The following is a 24,789-nucleotide window of genomic DNA, read 5'->3' on the forward strand; positions in this document are numbered from 1 at the left end:
TATGCAGTCGCAGTATCTCCATATCATTCTGGCAGCAACTGAGGATGGCCGTTATTTAGCTGCGTCAGCAGAGGCTGCTGTCGGTGCGTGCCGTGTTGGCGGCATGAAGTGCAGCATTACCATTGTTGCTCCTGCGTCAAAGGCATCCGTTGTGCAAGAGGCTCTTTCTGCTTGGTCTGAGATACAGATTGTGCTGAGAGACACCGATTCCCTTGGCTCGCTTTATAACTCCGGAGCGGGGACAGCAGGGGGAGAGCTTCTTCTCTTCTTGCGCGAAGGCATCCTTTTGGAAAAGGATGCCTTACAAGCGTTGCTCAACGCGCTTGTACTCGACGAATCTATTGCTGCAGTTGCGCCATTTACGAACCGTACAATCTATTCATGGCAGGATCTGAATGCTGCACATATGCAGGAGGGGGAGGAATCTCCTTCGGCGTGGCTGCGCAGACGTATCATAGGCCCGACGGACAGCATCTTCCTTGAGAACTTTATGCTGCTTATGCGGCGCAGTGTTTTTGAGCGGATTGGGAAGTTTTCTGTGGATTTCCAAGGGACTGGCGGAGAGGACATTGATCTCTCGTTCCGTTTAAAATGTGCGGGCTATCATTTGCTGCGTGTGCCCGTCTATTTGCCACATGCAGGTGCGCAGCTCTATGATCTGCTTGCTGTGGAGCGCACATCGTCACGTCCGCTTCTTTTAGAACGCTGGGGGCTTGATGTCGGTGTTCCCGAAAAGCTGTGGACGGATGCGCTGATGGCGATTGACTGGCAGCAGGGGGCGGCGCTGATTCGGGCGACGTGCCGCAGTGCGCTTCTGTCTGCTCCGCTTGTCAGCATCATGATCCCGACGTACAACCGTCCGGAATACTTTCGTGAGACCTTGGAGAGTGCCTTGTCTCAGACCTATCCGAACATCGAGGTGATCGTCTGCGACAATTCTACGGATGACCGCACGGAAATGCTGATGCTGGAATATCAGAATGATGTGCGTGTGCGTTATATTCGGAACAAAGCGGCAAAGACGAAGGCGGAGAACTTTATGCCGTTTGAGCATCTGGCACAGGGAGAATTTTTACAGTGGTGCATGGATGACGACATTCTCCTGCCGGATAAGATCACGCAGATGATCGACGCTTTCTTGTGTGAACCGACTGCGACCCTTGTCACATCTGTGCGCGGCGTCATTGATGGAGAATGTGCCTTCTTAGGCCTGTGGCAGGATGCACCGCCCATTCATGGAACCTATGAATGTTTTCGGGGGGAGGCTGTCGGACATGCGACCCTGATGGATTGTGCCAATTTCTTGGGGGAACCATCTGCGGTTCTCTTTCGGCGGCGTGATCTGACACACCATTATTGGCGTGCGGAATCGCGGGGGTATGAAACAATATCGGATTGCGCTATGTGGTTGGAGCTCCTCGAAAAGGGAGATGCAGTCATCTTTGGCAGACCGCTCAGCCTGTTTCGTCAGCATGGCGGGCAGGAAGGTCAACAGCCGCATGCGATTGTCCTTAGCCGTGTCGAATGGAGACGTCTCATTGAGGACTACTGGCGGCAGCGTGTGTTTTTGACGGACGAAGAAGATTATCGATATGCGCTGAGAAAGTTAGAGGAAGATCGCGAGGAGATCGCAGCACTGCTCCCTTGCGTGTCCGCCGCATTGCGTCAGGAATATGAGGCCACATTGCCCGATATTCATATCATGTTGATGAATCGCATTGAGGGATGCGCGTCAATTCGATTGGATGCACCTCTGAAGCAGCTGGAAGCTCGTAGCCTTATAACTTTGGGCGGGTGTGTGAATGTGGGCGATGTAGAGATTGATCTTCGGGATGTTGGGAATCAGCATGATAGTATCCTGCTTTTGGAGCGCTCTAGGATTGAACGCCGATCGGATCGAAAGCAGATGCTTTTAGCCCTTGCAGAACGGGGAAATATCCTCTTGCAGGAGTTTGACGATCATCCTGGTATCTCGAAGAAAATTGTGCAGGATGACTACTTCACGTTCCGTGCGGTCTCCGCTGTGCAGACGTCGACGCAATACCTGGCGGATTTTCTGCGTCAGTTTAATCCCTATGTCTATCTATTTGAGAATCAGCTGGAATCGCTGCCCGAGCGACGCACGTATGACGCACAGCAGAAGCGTGTAACCATCTTCTTCGGTGCGCTGAACCGTCGTCCGGATTGGGAGCTACTGATGCCGGCGATCAATGAAGCGATCCGGCGCTATGGAGATCGGCTGTATTTCCGCGTGATCTCTGATCATGGCTTCTATGAGGAACTTCGGACGGAGGCGAAGGAGTTTGCGGGTGGTATGCGAGACGCCTCTATCGTAGCTCCCTATGAGCGCTATACAGCAGCTCTGCACGCTTCGGACATTGCGCTCCTGCCACTCCGCGATACGGAGTTCAACCGTGCCAAGTCCGATTTGAAGTTCATCGAGTCGGCAGGACACGGCGCTGTCGCGCTTGCCTCCCCGACGGTCTATGCGGGGACGGTACGCGATGGAGAGACGGGGCTGATCTATCACAGTCCCAAGGAGTTTGCCGAGAAGCTCGATCTCCTCATACAGCGTGCGGATCTCAGGCGCACGCTCGCGGAAAATGCTTACCGCTATGTTGCGAAACATCGCCTGCTCGACCAACATCTGGACGAGTACATTGCTGCCTATCGGGAGATGTTCACACGGCGCGAGGAGTTCGAGCAGGAGCGCCGTCGGCGCGTGGAAGAATTTTTCCCGAATTTATAAAAAATTGCGGATGAGATAGCCTTGTTATGAAGGTTGAATCATCCGCATTGTTCTTTATTTGACGTAGATTTAGATGGATTTTCTCATACCGGCGACAGAATCAACATGATTGTGACAAATGTCAAAGAGCATGAATACTTGTTTTTCTCATCGTTTCATGTTATCCCATTGACAGTAATACATACGGCTCTTATAATAAGAAGAAGCATACGTGCGAGACTGGAGAAATACTGTATGCAGGCAGATTTCTCTATCAGTGAAAGGAGAGCCGACATGACGGGCAAAGTGAAATGGTTCAGCGCGGACAAGGGATATGGATTCATCTCCCGCGAGGACGGCGACGATGTGTTCGTACACTTTTCCTCGATCCAGGGCGAGGGATACAAGACCCTCAGCGAAGGTCAGGAAGTTGAGTTCGAGATCGTCGAAGGCGCGCGCGGTCCCCAGGCGGACAACGTGGTCAAAAAGGAATAAAAACAAAGGTTTGAAAAGCCCGGCTTACACAGCGGGCTTTTTCATTTGCGCGGAAATAAAAGCACAATCATTAAAAAATCAGAATTTAGGGAAAGTACAATTCTTTTGCAGGTTTTTTTCGCACCATGTCGAAATACATAGATATAAGGGAGAGCGGTGAGAAGAGCGCTCCCGTGGATAGAAAGGGGCTGTGTTTCATGGCTGCATTCACGATTCGGGGAAAGAATGTCGAGGTTACACCGGCGCTGCGGGACTATGTGGAGAAGCGGGTCGGCAAGATCACGAAGTACTTCGAGAATGTCGGCGATATCTCGGTGCTGCTCTCTGTGGAGGGCAAGCATCACAAGGTAGAGGTAACGGCTCCCATCGTGCGCGGCGTGCTGCTGCGCGGTGAGGAGCGTTCGGAGGATATGTACAGCTCCATTGATCTCGTCATCGAGAAGTTGGAGCGCCAGATTCGCAAGCAGAAGACGAAGCTCGAGCGCCGTTTCCGCCACGGCGGGTTCAAGGCTGAGGCGGTCGAGACCTTTGTCCAGCCCGTGCCCGAGGAGGACGATGTATTCCCGGTCGTCAAGACAAAGCGCTTTGCCCTGCAGCCAATGGACGTGCAGGAGGCGATCATGCAGATGAATCTGCTGAATCACCACTTCTTCGTATTCCGCAACGCGGAGACGGAGGAGGTCAATGTGGTTTACAGCCGCAATGATGGAAAGTACGCCCTGATCGAAGTCGAAGAGGGCTGATTGGAGAGAATGGGGGACGGTTGCGCCGCGGAGCGCAGCCGTCCTCTTTTTTTCGTCCCCTTTTTCCTGATTTTATGATATGATAAGAAACGTATTTCTTGAAATGGGGACTTTTTATGCGGAAAATATACGTTATTCATCAGTGGGTGAGCCTCGTCTGCGCACTTTTTCTTTTGCTGCTGACATTGACGGGGTTGCCGCTGCTCTTTCGCGGGGAGATCAACGCGTGGAATACGGTGAATCTGCCCGCACGCGGCGGTGCGCTCCCGCTCTCCGAGATCTGGGCGGCACTGCCGGAGGGGACGGATGCCCTTACACAGGCGTTTCCCACGAAAGAGATTCTCGCGGTTACGCCGGATGCCTCGGACGGGATGCTCTACTTCCTCGTCAAGGATCGCGGCGGAAAGGCATCGCGTGCGCATATGCGCATGGGGGGTGAGCAGATCATGTACGATGTGCGGACGGGGGCGCTCTTTGACCGCAAGGATCGCGTCTACCGCTCAGAGGCGGTGCAGGAGTTCATGCACACAATGCACGTCCTGCACGTCCGCATGGGGATGGAGGAGGGCGGCCGCGACTTCCTCGCCGCGATGTGCGTGCTCTCCGTTCTTTCTATTGTGACGGGCATCTACCTCTATCTGCCGATGATGAAAAACCTTGCCTTCGGTATCCGCAGACGCAGGAGCAGCCGCCTCTTCTGGTCGGACTGGCACAAGATCGCCTCGATCTTTGCAGGCACGTGGGCGGTTCTCATGTGCGTGAGCGGCATCTTCATCGTGCTCTATTCCGTGGGCATCCGCGACTATCACCGCACGGCGCACGCGCTTGCGGCGGAGCATTTTGCCGCGCAGACGAATGCGCCGCAGATCTCGGAGGAGGAGGCGTATGCGCGGATTGCGGCGGAGTTCCCGCAGAAGGATGTCATCTCCATGCGGCTGCCCACGGCGGACAGCGCCTACTATATCTTCCAGATTGCAGCGCCGACTGTGCGCGCAACGGACTTTGCGTTGGGTGAACAGGCGTACCTGCCGGCAGCGGGGGATGGCGCGCCGCTCTTTGTCCCCGTGCCCGCATGGCTGACGATGGCGCCGTTCTTTTTGAATATGCACATCCACAATCATGAGCTGCTCGGGGAAAAAATATTCTGGGCGCTGCTCATCTTCATGACGGCGGCGATGATTGTCACGGGGATCGTGCTCTGGCTGACGCGCTGGCGCAACGTGGTCTCTGCCGCCGCCGATGCCGCACAGAGGCGGACAAATGCGGCGTGGGAGGAGCCCGCGCGCGTTGCTGTGCTGACGCTGATCGTCATGATTGCGCCGATGTACGGCGGTGTCGGGGAGGGGCTGGCGCTTGCACTCAGCGCCTATCTCGTCTACTACTTTGTACACGCCATGCGCAGATGATGCTGTGGTATAGGGAAGGGGAGCGGTCTTGAAATTCACGGGACTTACGTCGGCTGAGGCGGAGGCGTCGCGCCGCGCGCACGGGGCGAATGTCATCCCCGAGCCGCAGTGGATGACGTTCGGACAGGCGTTCATGGAGACGTTCCGCGATCCGATGATCCGCATCCTGCTCGTCATGGTCGCGCTCATGATTGCGATGTATTTCGCGGGGCACGCGGAGATCTACGAACCGGTCGGCACGATTGTGACCGTCATCATTGTGGCGACGGTGACCGCGCGGACGAATGTCGCGAGCGATACAGAGTACCGCGCCCTGCGCGCGCGAACGGCAAAGGATACGGCAAAGGTCTGCCGCGACGACGGGCTTGTCGTCATGCCCGTGGACGACATTGTTGTCGGCGACCACGTGATATTGCAGGGCGGCAACAAGATTCCTGCAGACGGCATGCTGATTGCGGGGGAACTCCGCGTCAACAATACCGCGCTGAACGGGGAGACGGAGGAGTGTCCGAAACTGCCCGCAGACACGGACTATCGTTTTCCCGAGGAGATTACAGGCGACAGCTTCGTCGATACATCGACCCTCTTTCGCGGCAGCGTCGTCTTTGACGGCGAGGGCGTGATGGAGGTCTGCCGCGTCGGCACGGGCACGATGATGGGGCAGATGGCGGCGGAGATGCAGGCGCGTGAGCCGGACTCGCCCCTGCAGGTGAAACTCTCGAAGCTCGCCGACCAGATCTCGGCGTTCGGCTACGTCTCGGGGCTCGTCATCATCTCGCTCTACATGATGTTCTTTGCCCTGCGTGCGGGTGGGCTGGAGGCGTATGTCATGCTTGGCTGGAGTCAGATCCTCGTGGATCTGATTCAGGCCGTCTCGCTCGCGATCCTCATCATCGTCTGTGCCGTGCCCGAGGGGCTGCCGCTCATGATCTCACTCGTGCTCATGCAGAACACAAGCCGCATGCTCGCGCGCGGCGTCCTCGTGCGCCGTGCAGTCGGCATCGAGACGGCGGGTTCGCTGAACATCCTCTTCAGCGACAAGACGGGCACGATCACGGGCGGACAGCTCGAGGTGGTGGAGTTTTTCACTGCCGGTGGATGTGTGATCACGGATATCGAGGCGCATGCAGTGCTCCATGAAAAGCTGAAACTCGCGATTGGCATGAACTCCGCCGCCATGTATGACGAGAGTGGCGCGGTTGTCGGCGGCAATCCGACCGATCAGGCAGTCATGCGCTTCCTCGGGGCAGAGACCTACCGTGCCTTGCAGGCAAATGACGGATATCGCGTCGGTCAGAGGCAGACGTTCAACTCGACGAACAAATTCAGTCATGCAGAGCTGCCTGCGCGCGGCACAGTCGTCTACAAGGGCGCGCCCGAGGCGCTCCTCGCGCGGGCGAAATACGCGCTCACGGCGGACGGGGCAGTCGTTCCGTTTGATGCGGCGCAGCTGAACGAAAAAATAAACGCCTATGCCGCGCGTGCGATGCGCGTGCTGGCGTTCGGATACTCGACGCAGCCCTTCCGCAAAAACGAAATCAACAACGATGTCGTGCTCATCGGGCTTGCTGCAATTCGAGACGATGTGCGCCCCGAGGCGCGCGAGGCAATCACGGAGGTACAGGCGGCGGGCGTGCAGGTTGTCATGGTGACAGGCGACCGCCGCGAGACCGCCGTCGCGATTGCACGCGACGCGGGGCTCCTGCGCGCGGATGGCGATCTCGTCCTGACGAGCAGCGACCTCGCCCTGATGAGTGACGAGGAGGTGCAGCGCGTCCTGCCGCAGCTGCGTGTCATTGCGCGCGCACTGCCGACGGACAAGTCGCGCATTGTGCGCCTCTCGCAGCAGATGAACCTCGTTGTCGGCATGACGGGGGACGGGGTCAATGACTCGCCCGCGCTCAGGCGCGCGGATGTTGGCTTTGCGATGGGCAGCGGCACGGAGGCGGCGCGCGACGCGGGGGACATCGTCATCCTCGACGACAATTTCCGCTCGATCAAGGACGCGATCCTCTACGGGCGTACAATCTACAACAACATCCTGAAATTCTGCCGCTTCCAGCTCGTCATTAACATTGCGGCGGTTGTCGTCAGCGCCGTTGCGCCCTTCTTTGGCATCATTGAGCCGCTGCGCGTGACGCATCTCCTCTTTATCAACCTTGTCATGGACAGCCTCGGCGCAATCATGCTCGGCAACGAGCCCGCACACGAGAGCTATATGCACGAGAAGCCGCGCCGCCGCGACGCGGGGCTCATCAGCCCCGCAATGACCGTGCAGATCGTCTGCATGGGTGCGTGGCTCGTCGTCCTGAGCTTCTTCTTCCTCACGGATGCGGGCATCGCTGCCGTCTTCGACGGAAAGGCGGAGCACTATACGGCATACTTCCTCCTCTTCGTTATCGCCGCGCTCATGAACGGCTTCAACGTGCGCTCCACGGGCTTCGGGATCTTTCGGGATCTGTCGGAAAACGTCGGGTTCCTCAAGGTCTGGGCAGGCATTGTGCTCATCATGGCGGCAATCATCAACGCGCCCTACATCCCGCACGCCGTCGGCGCATGGATCGGCGGCATGTTCAGCACGACGCCCATCCATGCGGGCGGCTGGGCGCTTGTCACACTCCTCGCCGCCACCATGATTCCTGTCGATCTGATGAGGAAAGCGGTGTGGAGGGGGATCATGAGGGTATGGGAAGGAGACGCAAGCGGAGAAAAGGCGTGAGAAGGAAGCGGAGCGGTGTCCCTAAGCAAACCCTAGTGGAGCAAGCGGAGCAAAGGACACGTTCTGCCCCCTGCGGATTTCTTTCGTTCAAGCGAAGCGCGTTTAAGAAGTCCGCAGGTATTTAGGTGGATAAGTGTCCGACCGCTTGCGTAACTAAGCGTTTGCGTGGGACTTGCTCCGCTGTATCAATCAATGCAAATCTTTTATGTAAACTCCGGCACATACTCTTCTCCCACTGCCTCCGCCCCCTGCACATAGACCCTCGTCATGCCAATCTCGCGCGCCGCATCCACTATGGACTCATACTCGAACGTCGTGAGGCGGCGGTGGAGCGGCGGGAACTCAGCCGCGCGATAGAGCGGCGTATACTGCCGCATGAGGCTCAGCTGAATTGCATCGCCGAACTCCGCCCACAGCCGCTTGACGAGCGCGATGCTCTCGCGGCGGTGCCCGGGCAGCACGAGGTGACGCACAAGCACGCCGCACAGCAGCTGGCCGTCGCGGCCAAAGCGCACAGCGCCGACCTGTGCGACCATTGCCGCAAGGGCACACCACGCCGCTGCGGTATAGTTCGGTGCAGCGGAGTAGAGCCGTCCGCTCTCCTCCGTATCGTACTTCAGATCGGGGAGGTAGATGTCCACCGCACCCGCAAGGCGCGCAATATTCTCCACCGTCTCATAGCCGCTCGTATTCCAGACGACGGGGAGATTCAGCCCACGTGCCCGTGCGAGCGTGAGCGCAGAGAGAATCTGCGGCGTGTAGTGCGTCGGCGTCACGAGATCGAGCGTTGCCGCCCCCTTACGCTCGAGTGCGAGAAAGCACGTGGCAAGCTCTTCCTCGTCCATCTCCGTGCCTTTGCCATCATGGCTGATTTCATGATTTTGGCAGTAGACACAGCGCAGCGTGCAGTGGGCGAAGAATACCGCGCCCGCGCCATGCGCGCCCACAAGACACGGCTCCTCCCAACGGTGCAGCATCGTGCGCGCCACGCACACAGTCGCCCCCGCGCTGCAGAAGCCGCGCGCACCTGCATTCCGATTCACCCCGCAGCGGCGCGGGCAGAGCGTACAATGATCGAGCAGATTCTCCATACCATTCCTCCTTTCCATATTTTCGCACAAGAAAACCGGAACGGCAAGACCGTCCCGGTTTTTGTTACGATACTATAAACTTTACGGCAGCACGATGTCCACACCGAGCTCTGCCGCCGCCGCGCGAATGTCCGAGGGCGGCTCCGTATCCGTCACGAGCCCTGCAAGCGCATTGAGCGGCGCATAGTCATAGTTGCCGTCCGTCGAGAGCTTGCGTGCCTCTGCGAGAACATAGGCACGCTTGCTGCGCGCGATGATGCGCGCCTTGTTCAGCCCGTCGTCGATGTCGTAGGTGGAGACACTGTTGCCCTTGACATCCACGCCGACCGCGCCCACAAAGGCGATGTCGGGCTTGAGCCTGCCGATGAAGTCCTGCGTCATGCCGCCCCAGAATCCATCGCGCCCGCGATTGATCTGCCCGCCCGCAAAGATCAACTCGATGCGCGGGTTGCGTGCGAGCACGCCGAGCACGTCGACCATGTTCGTCACAACCGTCAAATCACGGTCGCTCTTCATCAGGAGCTCTGCAATCGCGAGATTGCTCGTGGAGACATCGAGGAAGACCATATCCTTCTCCTGAATGAGGGATACGGCTGCCTGCGCAATACGGCGCTTCGCTTCGACATCCATGTGACGATGACGGCTGACCTCGATCATGTGCACACTCTGCGTCAGTTTCACGGCGCCGCCATAGGTGCGTTTCAGCCGCCCCTGCCGCTCGAGTGATCCCAGATCCTTGCGGATGCAATCCTCGGTGACCTTGAATTTGGCGCTGAGCTCTTTGACCTTTACCTTACCGTCACGCTCCACCATGCGGACGATGAGCTCTTGGCGCTCCTCCAGAAACATGATATTCACTCCCTTTACGCAGATGAATTTGGCAGCGCTCACATATCTGCTGTCAATGAGCCGTCCATTCTTTTTTTCAGTGTAACGCAAAATTACGAAAATAGCAAGACTATTTTATCTATTGAAGCAAATTTATAAGAGTGAATTCATTGCATATATTCTATTATAATAGACAATTTCCTCTATATGCTTTCGTTAAATTGCAATTATAGGTAAATAAAATGAGAAACTGCCCGCATTCTCCCGTATTATGCGTCGGATCATATGCCGTTTGTGGCAGTACCCGACCCATATGCGTTGGGGGCTTCTGCGGGCAGTTCCCTAAAAAGCGGCTCAGCCGCCGATTTTCAATTTTTCACGCGCGGAAACGTGACGGTTAAATCCAACATCGTCCTTTGTCATACCGAGCGCGAGTCCGACGAGCTGCTGCAGGTGGAGGACGGGCATCTCGGTCTGCGAGTGCACCGCCTCGCGTCCCTCGGGACCGTACATGTCGAGCTGCATCTGGCAGAGCGGGCAGGGGGTCGCGATGAGGTTTGCTCCGGCGCGGTCCGCGCTCGCAGCAATCTGCCCCGTAACGGTCAGCACATCGCGCTCTGCTGTGAACTGGGCGTGGAAGCCGCAGCATTTGCGCCCCGCGTCGAACCAGACCGGCTCTGCTCCGAGGCGGCGTACGAGGCGCTCGAACGATTCGGGATAGTCGCCGCTCTCGTAATTCATGACGGGGGCGGGGCGCAGGATGTGGCAGCCGTAGTAGCAGGCAACCTGTGTGCCCTTCAGCGCATTCGTGACCTTGCCGTCCAAGACTTCCGGATGTTCGTCGAGCACCCAGAGGAAATGAGTGATCTCACTCGCTCCCTGATACTCGTATGGATGTCCCGCCTCCTTGAGAATGGCATTGACCTTCTCCTTGAGCGCCGCATCTTGATCGAGGCGGTGCTTCGCTGTGCGCAGCTGGAGCGTGCAGGTGTTGCAGACGGTCAGGATGGGCAGCCCCATGTGCTCGGCGATGGAGATGTTGCGTGCGTTGACGGCGAGCGCGGCGAGATCGTTCACGCCCTGTGCGTGCGAGGCGCCGCAGCACGTCCAGTTCGGAATCTCCTCGATTTCAATGCCCAGCCTTTCACAGACTTTCTTGAGCGAGGTATATGCTTCGGCTGCTGCTCCATCGAGGACACAGCCGGGAAATAATGCGTACTTCATGCCTTATGCCTCCTCCTTGTCAGCTTTTTCTGCAGCCTTTACAATCGCCGCGATGGTCTTGATCTCGGGGTTGACCGGATGGCTTGCGAGCGGGTCCATCTTGCCCGTATTCATGAGGCGCAGTGCCATCGGCAGACGCATTGCGGACATGATATAGCCTTCGGATTTGATGTTGAGCTTCGACTCATCAAGTGTCCCGGACTCGGAGATGTCGTCATAGATCGCCTTCGCATGACGTGCGCCGACGTTGTCGTCGAGATGATGCTTGAACGTCTCTTCCTTGAGCTTTTCAATCGCACCCGCAGGATCGAGTCCCTTCGGACACTTTGCCGTGCACTCCTGACAGTTGAAGCAGCGCCAGAGTCCGGCATCGATGACCGCCTTCAAATGCTCGGCAGGACTCTTTGAGCGCGAGTCGGCGACGAGTTTTTCTGCCTTGACAAAGGCGAACGGATCGAGGAAGTCATCTGTATTCAGCGTGTTTTTGTTGCACTCAGAGACACAGGAGCCGCAGAGGATGCAGCCCGCATATTTCTTGTACTTGTTGAAGTCCTCCGGCGACTGCAGGCAGCCGGTCTCGGATGTGAAATCGTCCTTCGGGTGCAGTGAGGGCTTTACCTTCTTGATGCGTGCGTACTTCGGATCCCAGTCGACGACGAGATCGCGGATGACGGTGAAGTTGCCGAGCGGTTCGATGGTTAGCTCCTCTGTCTGATAACGTGCGAGGAGATTCTCAACGAGCACCTCACAGGAGAGTTCGGCGTTGCCGTTCACGCGGACGGCACACGCGCCGCAGATACTCGAGCGGCAGGCGCTCGTGAAGGAGAGTGTCGGATCGAGCTTCTCCTTGATATAGGTCAGCGCATTGAGGACGGTCAGTCCCGTGGTGACGGGGACATTGTAGGTGTCCACCCACTTTTTCCCCTCGACGAAGCGATGGATTTTGAGCTGCACGTCCATGTCAATACTTCCTTTCCTTCGGCGGGTACTTCGTGATGACAACATCCTGATACTCTGCCGCATAGCTGCCGTCCGGCTTCTTGAAGATCAGCGTGTGCTTGAGAAAATTCACATCGTCGCGCTTCGGGAAGTCACGGCGTGAGTGACCACCGCGGCTCTCCTTGCGTGCCATCGCGCCATGTACGATGGCATGGGAGATCTGGAGCAGATTGCCGAGCTCGACGTACTGTGCGAATGCCGTGTTGTAGACATGGGAGCTGTCGCCGACGTAGCAGTTCCTGTAGTCCTCCTCAAGGGCACGCAGCTCCTTTGCAGCCTCCTCCAGTTGTGTGCCGTTGCGGAAAACGCCCGCCTTGAACCACATGGTATCGACCATCGCGTCGCGGATCTCAGGAACGGTGCGGTTGCCCATATGTGGGCGCGATGTCACCTTGTCGAACGTATCCTTCCACTTCGTGCAGCTCGCCGTAAGAGCATCCTGACTGCCTTCGTAGCGGTGCTCCTTTGCATAGGCGGCAGCCCCCTCTCCGGCGGTCTTGCCGAAGACGAGCACCTCGGATAGGCTGTTTGCGCCGAGACGGTTCGCGCCGTGCACGGAGACGCAGCTCGCCTCACCCGCCGTGAAGATGCCAGGCACACGCGTCGCGCCCGTATGGAAGTCCGCCATCTCAAGCCCGCCCATCGAGTAGTGGCAGGTTGGGCTGATGAGGACAGGTGCCTTTGTGATATCGACGCCTGCGAAGCGGAGAGAGAGATCGGCGACCTGTCCGAGACGTTCGCGGATGCGCTCGGCGGGAATCTTTGTGAAGTCGAGGTAGACACCTGCGGTCAGCCCCTCGCCGATACCGCGCCCCTCCTCAATCTCGGTTGCGATTGCACGCGCCACAATGTCGCGTGTTGCAAGTTCCATTTTCTCGGGGGCATAGCGCGCCATAAAGCGCTCGCCGTTCTTGTTGACGAGAAGCGCCCCCTCGGAGCGGCTGGACTCGGAGAGGAGCACGCCGTTGACGGAGAGTCCCGTCGGGTGGAACTGCACCATCTCGGGATCCTTGAACGGGATGCCTGCGTTCATGCCTGCGACGATGCCGTCGCCCGTCGAACTGTACGGGTTGGAGGTACGCACCCAGTAGGCACGACCGTAGCCTCCCGTTGCGATGAGTACAGTCTTTGCGGGGATTCCGATGAGGTCGCCCGAACGCATATCCATTGCAACGACGCCCGCAAGCTTGCTCGCATCGGTCATTGCGATCTCGAGCATCTGGCACTCGGAGATGAAGTCTACGTCATGCGCAAGGCACTGCTCGAAGAGCGCGTGCACCATCGCGTGCCCCGCACGATCCTCGAAGTAGGATGCGCGTGCGTGGGAGGATCCGCCCATCTTGCGCTGATGGAAATGTCCGTCCTTTTGGCGGTTGTAGGGATAGCCGATGTAGTCCATCTCATAGATGGTCTTACCTGCGTTCTCCGCAAAGTATTCGACGGCATCCTGATCGCAGAGGTAGTCCCCGCCTTTGATCGTGTCAAACGTGTGCGACTCGACGCTGTCCTTGTCGTCCGTGACTCCTGTGACACCGTTCATGCCGCCCTGTGCCATTGTCGATGCCGAACGTGTGGGCATGAGCTTCGACATGACGGCGACCTTCAGATTCTTGTCCTTTGCCGCTGCAAGCGCCGCGCGCATACCGGCTCCCCCGCTGCCGATGATGAGCACATCGTAGGTCACGTCGCCGCGCCTGACCTGCGCGGGAATGTTTTGGTTCCCGCAGCCGAGGTAGGCGCCGGACATGAGCACAACGCCCGCTGCCGCTGTACCCTTGATAAAGGTGCGGCGTGAGATTTCCATTGCCATAGCTTTCGTCTCCCCTTCGATGATACGTAGAATTTATCTCAACGATTGATAAAATCTATCACGATGCTATTTCTCTGTTATGGGTGGAAAATCCTGCATTGTATGGGGAGAAAACTGCACTTGAAAAAACCTCCCATTCGCTATGGGAGACTTGAAGTCCATGTGTGAAGTTGTTAGAATGGATTCATCTGCCGAGGACGGCGCGGCGTTTGAGGATGTAGTTCCACACCATGACGATGCCGGCGGCGATGAGCTTGGCAATCATGTAGTAAATGCCAGCGATGTCGACGAGTACCCACATGAGCAGCTGGTTGAGCCCGAGTCCCGCGATGCTTGAGCCGAAAAAAAGCATCTTCGCGCGCCGTGTCTGCGCGTTTGCCCCGCGAAAGACACAGACGAGGCAGAGCCAGTAGTTGACGAAGACGGAGACGGTGAAGGAGATGCCTGCCGAGAGGAGGTAGTGGAGTCCGCCGTACTCGGTGAGGATGTAGAGCAGTCCGTAGTCGAGGAGGAAGCACGCGCCGCCGACGAGGACGAAGCGGGCGATTTCGTAGAGTCTGGAACGCGGCATAGAGCACCTCACATAAATCGAAAGGAATACATATGATACAAAGATTCTTCGCGTTATGTAAAAATCCTGCCATCGTCATTTTCTGCGGCTCTCTCCTTCTTGGTGGCTGCGGAGGGAATGTGACGGCAGAAGACACAAAGATTGTGATGGGGACTGTGGCACGGCTGACGGTGCGTGCGGATGAGATCACGTCGCAGGCAGGGCTGCGCGATGGGTTCGCCGCACTCACACAGGTGGAACGCGACGCGGACGGGGCGGCGATTGCCGACCTTGAGGCTGCGGCGGGGACGGGCGAATGGCGGGAGATATCGCCCGCACTCTATGAGACGCTGACTCTCGCGCAGGAGCTCGCACACCGCTCGAATGGCGCGTTCGATGTGACAGCGGGTGCGTTGACGGAACTTTGGGAGCGGGCACGCACGGAGAAACTGCCGCCGTCTCCCGAGGAGGTTGCTGAGGCGCATGCGTGTGTCGGGTATGAGTTCCTGGAACTGAATACGGTGGAAGAAAACGGGAAAAAAAGATATCAAGCGCGTCTCCTTCGCACAGGGATGAAGATTGACCGTGGCGCACTCATCAAGGGGCTGGCACTCGACGGCATCCGCAGCACATGGCAAAACGCAGACATCAAAAACGCGCTCGCCGATCTCGGTACGAGTTCGATTCTCGGCATGGGGGTGAATGAGGCGGGAGAGCCGTGGCAGATCGGGATCCGCAATCCGCGCGGCGAGAGAGCGGGGGATGCGCTCGCCGTTCTTCCTCTTTCCGATGAAGTCCTCTCGGCATCGGGGGATGATGAGCGTTTCTTTCTCTATGAGGGGCGGCGGTATCATCACCTGATCGACCCGCGCACAGGCTATCCTGCGGACACAGGGCTTGCTTCGGTGGTGGTGACACTGCCGATGAGCGCAGATGATTTACCCGCATGGCAGGGGCATATGGGGCTGCTCTCGGATATGCTGTCGACGGCGGTCTTTGTGCTCGGTGCAGAGGAGGGGCGGAAGCTGCTTGCGGACGTTCCGTCTGCTCTCGTCATTCTCATCGGGACGGATGGGAGACTCATTGGGGAGTGAAAAACGCATACAAAAACTCTGCCGCTTTGGCTGCGGCAGAGTTTTTGTATGGATGAAGGAAAGGTGTGTTCAGCCGATCTGGATGACGTGGCTGACTTTGAATCCCTTTGACCAGAGGCGATCCTTGACCGTATCCACGTCGTCGATGTCGGCGCGGATGATGATCTGATAGGTACCGCTTGGCTGCGGGAGCGTGACCATGCTGTCGATGCTGATGTCGAGGTCGGCAAGAACGGTCGAGATGTCGCGTAGGACGCCTGTACGGTCGGCGACATCGATCGTGAGGCGCGTCTTGCCGCTGTCCAGTCCCATGACGGCGATAAAGGCGCGGAAGATGTCCGTCGAGGAGATGATGCCGACGAGCTTGCCGACCTCGGAGAGGACGGGGACGCCGCCGATTTTCTCGCGCGCCATGATGAGCGCGGCCTCCTCAATCGTCATCGTGTCCGTGACGGTGATGACGTTCTTCTGCATGACATCGGCGACCTTGATCTTTGAGAGCAGGGTGCGCACTTCGAAGCGATCGAGCGTGGTCGCCGACGAGGGCGAGGCACGCAGGAGATCGCGATTCGTGAAAAAGCCGACGAGCTTGCCGTGCTCCACGACGGGCAGCCGGCGAAAATGCCCCTTGTCCATGAGCTTCGATGCTTCATCTATGCCTGCATCGGGACCGATGGTGACAGGGTTCTTGGTCATACAGTTGGCAACAAACATAAATGCTTCCTCCTTGCCAATGGTAACGCGCGATATATTCTATGATATTCGCGTTTTGCGTTGATTTTTCCTGCTTTTATGGGGAAAGTATGTGTTGTATATGGGGGAGGCTTGTATCATCCTCCGAGGTATGCCTTCCTAACATCCTCACTCTCCGCAAGCTCCTTTGCATCGCCCGCGAGGGTGATGCGGCCAGTCTCGAGGACGTAGGCGCGGTTGGCAATCGAGAGTGCCATGTTCGCATTCTGCTCGACGAGCAGAATGGTCGTGCCTGTCTTGTTGATGTCGACGATGATCGAGAAGATCTCTTTGATGAGGAGCGGTGCAAGCCCCATCGACGGCTCGTCGAGGAGCAGGAGACGCGGACGGCTCATGAGCGCGCGCCCCATCGCAAGCATCTGCTGCTCGCCGCCTGAGAGTGTGCCCGCCTGCTGGGCGATGCGCTCTTTCAGGCGCGGGAAGCGCGTAAAGACCATCTCCATGTCGGCGGCGATGCCGTCCTTGTCGCTGCGCGTGAATGCGCCGAGCTCAAGGTTCTCGAGCACGCTCATCTCGGCGAAGATGCGCCGTCCCTCGGGCACTTGGGAAATCCCCGCACGAACAATCTCATGTGCGCCCGTTCCTGCGATATTTTTGCCTTCAAATTCGATGCTGCCGCCGCGTGGGGCGATCAGCCCCGAGATGGTACGGAGCGTCGTGGACTTTCCCGCGCCGTTCGCGCCGATGAGGGTGACAATCTCGCCCGCATGAACCTCAAGCGACAGCCCCTTCAGCGCGTGAATTGCGCCGTAGTAGACCTCCAGATCCGAGATGCGGAGCATGGGGGTGTTTTTCATATTCGTTTCGTTTGCCATCTTACTCCTCCGCTCCGAGATATGCACGGATGACCTCGGGGTTCGAGCGAATCTCCTCGGGGGTGCCGTTCGCGATGATTGCGCCGTACTCGAGGACGTAGATGCGCTCGCAGATGCCCATGACGAGCGACATGTCGTGCTCGATGAGGAGAATCGTGATGCCGAAGTCCTTCTTAACCCAGCGGATCATGTCCATGAGTTCAAGGGTCTCCTGCGGGTTCATGCCCGCCGCCGGTTCGTCGAGGAGCAAAAGGCTTGGCTGCGCGGCGAGCGCACGCGCAATCTCAAGCCGCCGCTGTGCACCGTAGGGGAGGTTCTTCGCCTTTTCCTGCGCTGCGTCTGCGAGGTGGAAGATCTTGAGCAGACGGTACGCCTCCTCCTCCAGTTTCCGCTCCTCTTCCCAGTATCGTCCGAGACGGAGCACCGATTCGAGGAGACCATAGTTCATGTGGCAGTGGTAGGCGATCTTGACATTGTCGAGCACGGAGAGCTCGCCGAACAGGCGGATGTTCTGGAACGTACGCGCAATGCCGCGCTCCGTGATCTGGTTCGGCTTCAGCCCGACGATGCTCTTGTCCTTGAACAGAATTTCGCCCGTGGTCGGCTGATAGACCCCCGTAAAGAGGTTGAACGCTGTCGTCTTGCCCGCGCCGTTCGGCCCGATGAGTCCGAGCAGTTCGCCCGTTTTGATGTGGACGTTAAAGTCGACAATTGCCTTCAGTCCGCCAAAGACCATCGAGACATCGGTCGCTGTTAAGAGTTCCTTTGCCATTATGCCTCGCCTCCCTTCTTAAAGAAGCGGCGGAGCGGCTGCATCGCCGTCACCTCGACATAGCCGAAGAGCCCCTGCGGGCGGTAGAACATGAGCAGGATGAGCGCGAGTGCGTAGATAATCATGCGCGCATTCGGGAAGCTCGCGAGTGCCGCCGAGAGGAATGTCACGACGAGTGCGCCCGCGATGGAGCCGGTCATCGAGCCGAGGCCGCCCATGACGACCATGATGAGGATGTTGAACGACTGCATAAACGTGAACGAGGCGGGGCTGAGGATGTACATATTGTGTCCGAAGAGCACGCCTGCAACACCCGCGAAGAACGCGCCAATGGTAAATGCGAGCACTTTGTAGCGCGTCGTGTTCACGCCCATCGACTCCGCTGCAATCTCGTTCTCACGAATCGCGAGGCAAGCACGGCCGTGGCGCGAGTTTACGAAATTCTTGATGATAAAGAGGGTGACGAGCATCAGGCAGAAGACCCAGGTAAAATCCGTGTGGTGGGGGATGCCCTTGAAGCCCGCCGCGCCGCCGACATAGGGGACGTTGATGATGACGATGCGGACGATCTCGCCGAGACCGAGCGTTGCGATGGCGAGGTAGTCGCCGCGCAGGCGCAGTGTCGGCAGACCGATGAGTGCACCGAGGAGTCCTGCCGTGACACCGCCCGCGAGAATGGCGACGGGGAATGCCATCTGAAAATTCGTCGTGAGCACGACGCCGACGTACGCGCCGACCGCCATAAATCCGGCGTGTCCGAGCGAGAACTGTCCCGTATACCCGTTGATGAGGTTGAGACTTGCCGCAAGGATGATGTTGATCCCCGCAAAGATGAGGTTGAGCTGCCAGAACGCGCTCAGCATCCCTGCACTCGTCAGCCCCATGATAATGCCGTAGATGACGAGGGCGAAGACGAGCATTTTGAGATCATTTTTCTGCAATAAATTCATCTGCGCACCTCCTTAGACCTTTTCCTTGACATTTTTCCCGAAAATTCCTGCGGGCTTGAGGAGCAGCACGAGAATCAGGATGGCGAATGCGGCCGCATCGCGGAACATCGAGAAGCCGAACCCTGAGATAAATGCCTCGACGATGCCGAGGACGAGCCCGCCGACCACCGCGCCGGGCAGGATACCGATGCCGCCGAACACCGCCGCGACGAATGCCTTGATGCCGGGCATCAGTCCCATCAGCGGATCGATGGAGTTGTAGTAGATGCCGATGAGCACGCCTGCGACCGCCGCAAGTGCCGAGCCGATGGCGAACGTGACCGAGATGATGCGGTTCGCGTTGATGCCCATGAGCTGCGCCGCCTCCGTGTCGTACGATGCGGCGCGCATCGCCTTGCCGATTTTGGTCGAGCGGACAATGTAGGTGAGGATGAGCATAAGCACAAAGGTCACGCCCATGATGAGGAGCTGCTGCCCGCTGATGATGAGCCCCGCTACGTCAAAGGATACGTCGCTGATCGTTGCGGGGAAGGTGCGCGGCGTGGGGGAGACGACCGCCATCATGACGTATTCGAGGAGGAACGACACGCCGATTGCCGTGATGAGCACGGAGATGCGCGGCGCGTGGCGCAGCGGACGGTAGGCGAACCGCTCGACGAGAACGCCGAGCAGTGACGTGACCGCCATCGCAATGAGAATCGCAGGCACAACGGGGATGCCGAGCGTGATGGCGTAGAAGCCGAGGTACGCGCCGACCATGTAAATGTCGCCGTGCGCAAAGTTGATGAGCTTGATGATGCCGTAGATCATCGTGTAGCCGAGCGCGATCAGCGCGTAGATGCTGCCGAGTGAGATGCCGTTGATCAGCTGTTGGAGTATCTGGTGCATAAACTCCATAGAATAACCACCTCCATGTGATAAAAAAGAGCCGCAGTTTGCGGCTCTTTGTGCACTCTTAGCCGAATGGATTACATACTCGGCATAATCTTTGCGACGACAACGCGGTCGCCGTCCTTGTTCTCGAGAATGACCGCCTGCTTGATCGGGTTGTGCTGCGCATCCATCGTGATCGTACCCGTGCCGACGACGAGATTCTTCGTCTCCTCGATCGCCTTGCGGAGTGCCTCGGGATCATCCGAACCCGCGCGCTTGAGCGCATCCACGAGCAGCTTGCCCGCATCGTAGCCGAGTGCCGCGAAGACGTTCGGCGCATGGTTGTATTCCTTCTGGAACGCCTCGATGAAGGGGCGTACGGACTCGTCCTTGTCGGAGTAGTGCGTGCTGAAGTACGTGTTGTTCAGTGCCGCTGCGCCCGCCAGCTCGGCGACCTTCGGATCGTCCCAGCCGTCCGTGCCGATGATGGGCGCGGTGATGCCGATCTCGCGTGCCTGCTTGACGATCTTGCCGACCTCTTCATAGTAGGCGGGGACGAAGATGACATCCGCATTTGCCGCGCGCAGACGCGTGAGCGTCGCCTTGAAGTCCTGATCCTTTGCGAGGAAGCCCTCGGTCATGAGTACCTGACCGCCGCCCGCCGTAAAGACCTTCTCGAACACGGCAGCGAGGCTCTTGGAGTAGTCGGTCGAGTTGTCGATGTAGATGACCGCCGTCTTTGCCTTGAGCGTGTCCAGTGCGAACTTTGCCATGACATCGCCCTGCTGCGGATCGATGAAACAGCTGCGGAAGATCCACGGCTTCACGATGCCGTTCTCTACCGTGACATCGACTGCCGTCGCATCCGGTGCAATGACGGGAACCTTGTTGTCCGTTGCCACCTGCGACTCCGCAATGACGTTGCCCGTCGTCGCGGGTCCGACGATTGCGCGGACATGGTCGTCGGAGATCAGCTTTGTCGCTGCGTTGATCGACTCCGCCGCCTCGGACTTGTTGTCTGCCTCGACGAGGACGATCTTCTTGCCGTTGATACCGCCTGCGTCGTTCGCTTCCTTGATCGCGAGCTTCAGACCCTCCAGCGTCGACGTACCGTAGTTCGCCGTGTTGCCCGTCATCTCGAAGTTTGCGCCGATGCGGATCTCATCCGACTTCGCCGCATCGCCGCCGCAGCCCGCAAGCGCGGAGCCGAGGAGTGCGGTGCCGACGAGCGCGGCTGCGAGACTCAGAGCCTTTCTGCCAAATATCATGAATATACCCCCTTAATCAGTTCCCCATATAGAAAAAGATAGCACTCATTATAGGGGAGCGCGCGCATTTCGTCAAGGTATACAATATGAAGTCTGATTGACAGACGTGTTTTTTCGTTGCTATAATGGGGAAACTTACCAGAGGGAGGACAATATGAACGAAAAGACATTTTCGCTCACGCAGGAGGAGACCCTGCGGCTGATTGAGCGATACCCGACACCGTTCCACATCTACGACGAGGCGAAGATCCGTGCGAACTTCCGCCGCCTGCGCGATGCATTCGCATGGGCGCCGAGCTTCCGCGAACACTTCGCCGTGAAGGCGCTGCCGAATCCGCGCATTGTGCAGCTCCTCCACGAGGAGGGGGCGGGCACGGATTGCAGCAGCATCGCCGAGCTCATCATCTCCGAGGCGGCGGGTGTTACGGGAGAGGAGATCATGCTCACCTCGAACGACACACCCTACGACGAGTTTCAAAAGGCAATCGAGCTCGGTGCCGTCATCAACCTCGACGACATCACCCATCTCGACTATATGGCGGAGCACGCGGGGCTGCCCGAGGTGCTCTCGTTCCGCTACAACCCCGGCGACCTTATCGAGGGCAACGATATCATCGGGAAGCCAATGGAAGCAAAGTATGGCCTTACGCGTCCGCAGCTCTTTGAGGGCTATCAGCGTGCACGCGAGATGGGCGTGAAGCGCTTTGGACTGCACACGATGGTGATCTCGTCCGAGCTGCGCACCGAGGCGTTTCTCCTCACCGCGCGCATCATGTTCGAGCTGGCGGCAGAACTCAAGGCGAACATCGGCATTCATGTCGAGTTCATCAACCTCGGCGGTGGGTTTGGCATCCCGTACCGCCCCGAGGAGAGCCCCGTTGACTACGCCGCTGTCGGCGCGGGCGTGGAGCGCCTCTATAACGAGATCATGCGCCCCGCAGGACTGGATGATGTCGGCATCCGCACGGAGAGCGGGCGCGCCATTACGGGCGACGCGGGCTGGCTCGTCTCCACCGTTCTTCACAAGAAGGACACGTACAAGCATTACGTTGGACTCGACTCCTGCATGGCGAACCTCATGCGTCCCGCACTTTATGGCGCGTATCATCACATCACCGTACTCGGCAAGGAGCACGCGCCCGCCGACCACATCTATGACATCACAGGCTCGCTCTGCGAGAACAATGACAAATTCGCCATCGACCGTACTCTGCCCGAGATTGCAGTCGGCGACATCGTCATCATCCACGACACGGGCGCACACGGCAGCGCGATGGGCTTCAACTACAACGGCAAACTCTGGTGCGCCGAACTCCTCCGCCGCACAGACGGCAGTATTGAGCTCATCCGCCGCGCCCAGACGATTGATGATTACTTTGCGACATTGAAATACGATGGATCGCTGATGCAATAGAAAAAGAGGATTGCGCCGCTGCAATCCTCTTTTTCGTGGGCATTATGAATTGAGTTTTCGGTTTGGATAGATGCTGAGCCCCTTGAGCATCGCTCCAACGGCGAGACCCTTCGTCGTGACCTGATAGACCCATGTGTCCTTTGCGACGATGTCCGCGCCCTCAATCGCACCACCCGAATAGCCGTCCGTTGCGGAGGCTTCCGCTGCGCCGCCGACTTTGAACTTGCCTGAGATAAAGGAATCCCATGCGTGTTTTGTGCCAAAGACAAAGATGAGATCGTATTCCTTCACGCCAAGCCCGATGCCGACCTGATACGCCTCCATCTTCATGTAGAGCTGTTCACCGGTGCGGTTGTTCTTGGCAAGACCTCGTCCGTGTGCGCCGCCGAGCAGCCCCACCTGCGAGCCCGTAGCACTGATTGTTGCGTATCCATAGGCATTGTTGATGACATCGCGCGCATCGGGAGAGAGCTCATAGAGGTTCGTGAGTGCTTGCGTGTGGAGCCCTTGGATTTCGGTGCGCTGCTGATTTGCACTTTTGGCGAGTACCGTGACTGAAAATGCGAGGAGCAGTGTGAGTGTGAGGATGATAAGCCGTGTTGGGAATTTCATGGTGACCTCCTTGCCGTATGGTAATAGAAATGAACGATAGAAAACCCTGATAAAATGAAGGCGTCAGATTGGCGCGACAGAATTCATCAGTGCTTCCTATATTTTATTCTACGGTCTTTTGCTGTCACTGGCAAGAAAAAGATAGATTGGAATACGTTGCGGACAGCAGGAGATCCATATAAAATCTGCATAGTAAAGGAGCATTGCATGAGGCAATGCTCCTTTTGCTTTTGTAAATACTTTTGTAAATATCAGCGCAGCACGAAACTCAGCAGCGTGATCTCGAGCATGGCAGCGAGTCCGAGGACGAGCGTACCCATCGTCTGGACGCGGTAGCCCTGATCGGGGGTCAGTCCGCTGAACTCGGAGACGACCCAGAAGTAGGAGTCGTTTGCGTGCGAGACCGTCATTGCGCCCGCACCGATCGCCATACAGACGAGCGTCGCCTGAATCGGCGTATCAAAGCCGAGCACGGTGAGCAGCGGTGCAATGATGCCCGCCGTGGTAATCATTGCGACCGTGGACGAGCCCTGTGCTGTCTTGAGCACCGCAGCGAGCAGGAACGGGAAGAAAATGCCCATGCCGCCGAACACGTCCGCGTGCGCCGAGATGTACTTGACCATATCCGAGACTGCAATCACCTTGCCAAGCACGCCGCCCGCCGCCGTGATAAAGAGGATCGGGCCGACCGTCATGAGGCTGTTGTTGCAGATCGCATAGAACTCCTCCGAGCGTCCCACGGAGAAGAGCTGCAGCGTTGCGAGCGCCATGCCGGCAGCGAGTGCGATGATCGGCGTGCCGAGGAAGCGGATGAGCTCGGGGACAAATCCCGTCAGTCCCAGCATTGCGACCACGGAGGACAGCGCCATCAGCGAGATTGGAACCATGATCGGAGCGAGTGTGCTGAACGCCGAGGGCAGCTTGCCATAGGAGGCAATGAGATCGTTGTAGACCTTTGCGACCTCCTCAGGATCGACCTCGTCCTTGGACTGCACGCGTGTGCCGATCCAGCGTGCGAAGAAATAGCCTGCAATCAGCGGGAAAATGGAGCAGAGAAGACCCAGCCCGATGACCTGCAGCAGGTAGTCGCCAATGCCGAGCGTGCTCGCCGCCGCGATCGGCCCCGGTGTCGGCGGGATGAAGACATGCGAGATGAAGAGACCGGAGCTCAGGGCAAAGGTCATCGAGACTGCAGAGACCGCCGTGCGGCGCACAAGCGCCTTGCGGATCGGGTCGAGAATGACGAAGCCCGAGTCGCAGAAGACGGGGATCGACACCACCCAGCCCATGAGCTGAACGGCGATGACGGGGTTGTCCTTGCCGACGAGGCGGATCATCATGTCCGCGAGTTTCAGCGCGCCGCCCGTCTTTTCCAGCACCATGCCGATCATCGCACCGAGGATGATAACGATACCGATGCTTGTAAATGTCCCCGAGAACCCTTGCCCGACAACAGTTGCAAGACCGTGCTGCACCGTGCCGTCCGCGAGCCTATGATCCACGAGGGGGATGCCCGCGACGAGTCCGAGTGCGAGCGAGACCAACATGATCGAGATGAACGGATGAATGCGCAGCTTTGAGATCATGACGATCATAATGACAATCGCGACCCAAAAGGCGAGGATAAGCGGTAATCCGGTCATAT

The 24,789-nt window shown here is 58.0% G+C and carries 21 protein-coding genes; 7 read left to right on the forward strand and 14 right to left on the reverse strand.

Annotated features, from left to right (window positions below; translation table 11 throughout):
* The first annotated feature begins 1 nt into the window (after position 1).
* The 5 genes from H1B31_RS04155 (at position 2) to H1B31_RS04175 (ending at position 8,091) form a co-directional block, all read left to right on the forward strand.
* A complete protein-coding gene (locus H1B31_RS04155) occupies positions 2-2,749 on the forward strand; it encodes a glycosyltransferase (protein ID WP_185981005.1) in 2,748 nt (915 codons plus the stop codon).
* 273 nt (positions 2,750-3,022) lie between these two features.
* Entirely contained in the window at positions 3,023-3,223 is a 201-nt protein-coding gene (locus tag H1B31_RS04160) for a cold shock domain-containing protein (protein WP_009656948.1), read from the forward strand.
* A 197-nt stretch (positions 3,224-3,420) separates the two neighbouring features.
* A complete protein-coding gene (hpf, locus tag H1B31_RS04165) occupies positions 3,421-3,966 on the forward strand; it encodes a ribosome hibernation-promoting factor, HPF/YfiA family (protein WP_185981006.1) in 546 nt (181 codons plus the stop codon).
* Between the two features lie 116 nt (positions 3,967-4,082).
* Positions 4,083-5,372: a PepSY-associated TM helix domain-containing protein gene (locus H1B31_RS04170; RefSeq protein ID WP_185981007.1), complete on the forward strand. Its 1,290-nt coding sequence runs from the start codon at positions 4,083-4,085 to the stop codon at positions 5,370-5,372.
* Between the two features lie 28 nt (positions 5,373-5,400).
* Positions 5,401-8,091, forward strand: a complete 2,691-nt coding sequence (locus H1B31_RS04175) for a cation-translocating P-type ATPase (protein ID WP_185981008.1) — start codon at positions 5,401-5,403, stop codon at positions 8,089-8,091.
* A gap of 203 nt (positions 8,092-8,294) precedes the next feature.
* On the opposite strand, the gene H1B31_RS04180 is transcribed toward H1B31_RS04175, so the two are convergent.
* The 6 genes from H1B31_RS04180 to H1B31_RS04205 all read right to left on the reverse strand — a co-directional run bounded on the left by H1B31_RS04180 (position 8,295) and on the right by H1B31_RS04205 (position 14,614).
* The gene (locus H1B31_RS04180) at positions 8,295-9,182 is read right to left on the reverse strand and encodes a radical SAM protein (RefSeq protein ID WP_185981009.1); all 888 of its coding nucleotides are present in this window, start codon (positions 9,180-9,182) and stop codon (positions 8,295-8,297) included.
* 81 nt (positions 9,183-9,263) lie between these two features.
* Positions 9,264-10,031: a DeoR/GlpR family DNA-binding transcription regulator gene (locus tag H1B31_RS04185; protein ID WP_037366422.1), complete on the reverse strand. Its 768-nt coding sequence runs from the start codon at positions 10,029-10,031 to the stop codon at positions 9,264-9,266.
* A gap of 333 nt (positions 10,032-10,364) precedes the next feature.
* Positions 10,365-11,234: a CoB--CoM heterodisulfide reductase iron-sulfur subunit B family protein gene (locus tag H1B31_RS04190; protein WP_185981010.1), complete on the reverse strand. Its 870-nt coding sequence runs from the start codon at positions 11,232-11,234 to the stop codon at positions 10,365-10,367.
* 3 nt (positions 11,235-11,237) lie between these two features.
* Entirely contained in the window at positions 11,238-12,194 is a 957-nt protein-coding gene (locus H1B31_RS04195) for a succinate dehydrogenase/fumarate reductase iron-sulfur subunit (protein WP_185981011.1), read from the reverse strand.
* A gap of 1 nt (position 12,195) precedes the next feature.
* On the reverse strand, positions 12,196-14,043 hold the full coding sequence (locus tag H1B31_RS04200; RefSeq protein WP_185981012.1) for an FAD-binding protein: 1,848 nt from the start codon (positions 14,041-14,043) through the stop codon (positions 12,196-12,198).
* A 184-nt stretch (positions 14,044-14,227) separates the two neighbouring features.
* Positions 14,228-14,614 (reverse strand): GtrA family protein, encoded by a 387-nt coding sequence (locus tag H1B31_RS04205; protein WP_185981013.1) that lies wholly within the window; start codon positions 14,612-14,614, stop codon positions 14,228-14,230.
* A gap of 32 nt (positions 14,615-14,646) precedes the next feature.
* Between H1B31_RS04205 and H1B31_RS04210 the strand changes: the two genes are divergently transcribed.
* Complete coding sequence (locus H1B31_RS04210; protein ID WP_185981014.1) at positions 14,647-15,687, forward strand: FAD:protein FMN transferase; 1,041 nt, start codon at positions 14,647-14,649, stop codon at positions 15,685-15,687.
* Positions 15,688-15,756: 69 nt separating this feature from the next.
* Here H1B31_RS04210 and H1B31_RS04215 read toward each other — a convergent pair whose 3' ends face one another.
* The 6 genes from H1B31_RS04215 to H1B31_RS04240 form a co-directional block, all read right to left on the reverse strand.
* The gene (locus H1B31_RS04215; RefSeq protein ID WP_009440956.1) at positions 15,757-16,401 is read right to left on the reverse strand and encodes a CBS domain-containing protein; all 645 of its coding nucleotides are present in this window, start codon (positions 16,399-16,401) and stop codon (positions 15,757-15,759) included.
* Between the two features lie 116 nt (positions 16,402-16,517).
* Positions 16,518-17,255: an ABC transporter ATP-binding protein gene (locus H1B31_RS04220; RefSeq protein ID WP_185981015.1), complete on the reverse strand. Its 738-nt coding sequence runs from the start codon at positions 17,253-17,255 to the stop codon at positions 16,518-16,520.
* Between the two features lies 1 nt (position 17,256).
* The gene (locus H1B31_RS04225) at positions 17,257-18,027 is read right to left on the reverse strand and encodes an ABC transporter ATP-binding protein (protein WP_185981016.1); all 771 of its coding nucleotides are present in this window, start codon (positions 18,025-18,027) and stop codon (positions 17,257-17,259) included.
* Positions 18,027-18,977 carry a branched-chain amino acid ABC transporter permease gene (locus tag H1B31_RS04230; RefSeq protein WP_185981017.1) on the reverse strand — a complete coding sequence of 317 codons (951 nt, stop codon included), beginning with the start codon at positions 18,975-18,977 and terminating at the stop codon, positions 18,027-18,029. Before H1B31_RS04230 ends, H1B31_RS04225 begins: the two co-directional genes overlap by 1 nt.
* A gap of 12 nt (positions 18,978-18,989) precedes the next feature.
* Entirely contained in the window at positions 18,990-19,874 is an 885-nt protein-coding gene (locus tag H1B31_RS04235; protein ID WP_185981018.1) for a branched-chain amino acid ABC transporter permease, read from the reverse strand.
* Positions 19,875-19,945: 71 nt separating this feature from the next.
* A complete protein-coding gene (locus H1B31_RS04240; RefSeq protein WP_185981019.1) occupies positions 19,946-21,118 on the reverse strand; it encodes an ABC transporter substrate-binding protein in 1,173 nt (390 codons plus the stop codon).
* Positions 21,119-21,272: 154 nt separating this feature from the next.
* Between H1B31_RS04240 and H1B31_RS04245 the strand changes: the two genes are divergently transcribed.
* Complete coding sequence (locus tag H1B31_RS04245) at positions 21,273-22,532, forward strand: diaminopimelate decarboxylase family protein (protein ID WP_185981020.1); 1,260 nt, start codon at positions 21,273-21,275, stop codon at positions 22,530-22,532.
* Between the two features lie 42 nt (positions 22,533-22,574).
* On the opposite strand, the gene H1B31_RS04250 is transcribed toward H1B31_RS04245, so the two are convergent.
* Both H1B31_RS04250 and H1B31_RS04255 read right to left on the reverse strand, forming a co-directional pair.
* Complete coding sequence (locus tag H1B31_RS04250; RefSeq protein WP_185981021.1) at positions 22,575-23,144, reverse strand: lipid-binding SYLF domain-containing protein; 570 nt, start codon at positions 23,142-23,144, stop codon at positions 22,575-22,577.
* Between the two features lie 251 nt (positions 23,145-23,395).
* Complete coding sequence (locus H1B31_RS04255) at positions 23,396-24,787, reverse strand: GntP family permease (protein WP_185981022.1); 1,392 nt, start codon at positions 24,785-24,787, stop codon at positions 23,396-23,398.
* Between the last annotated feature and the right edge of the window lie 2 nt (positions 24,788-24,789).

It is taken from the genome of Selenomonas timonae, assembly GCF_014250475.1.
In the GTDB taxonomy this organism is placed as follows: domain Bacteria; phylum Bacillota; class Negativicutes; order Selenomonadales; family Selenomonadaceae; genus Centipeda; species Centipeda timonae.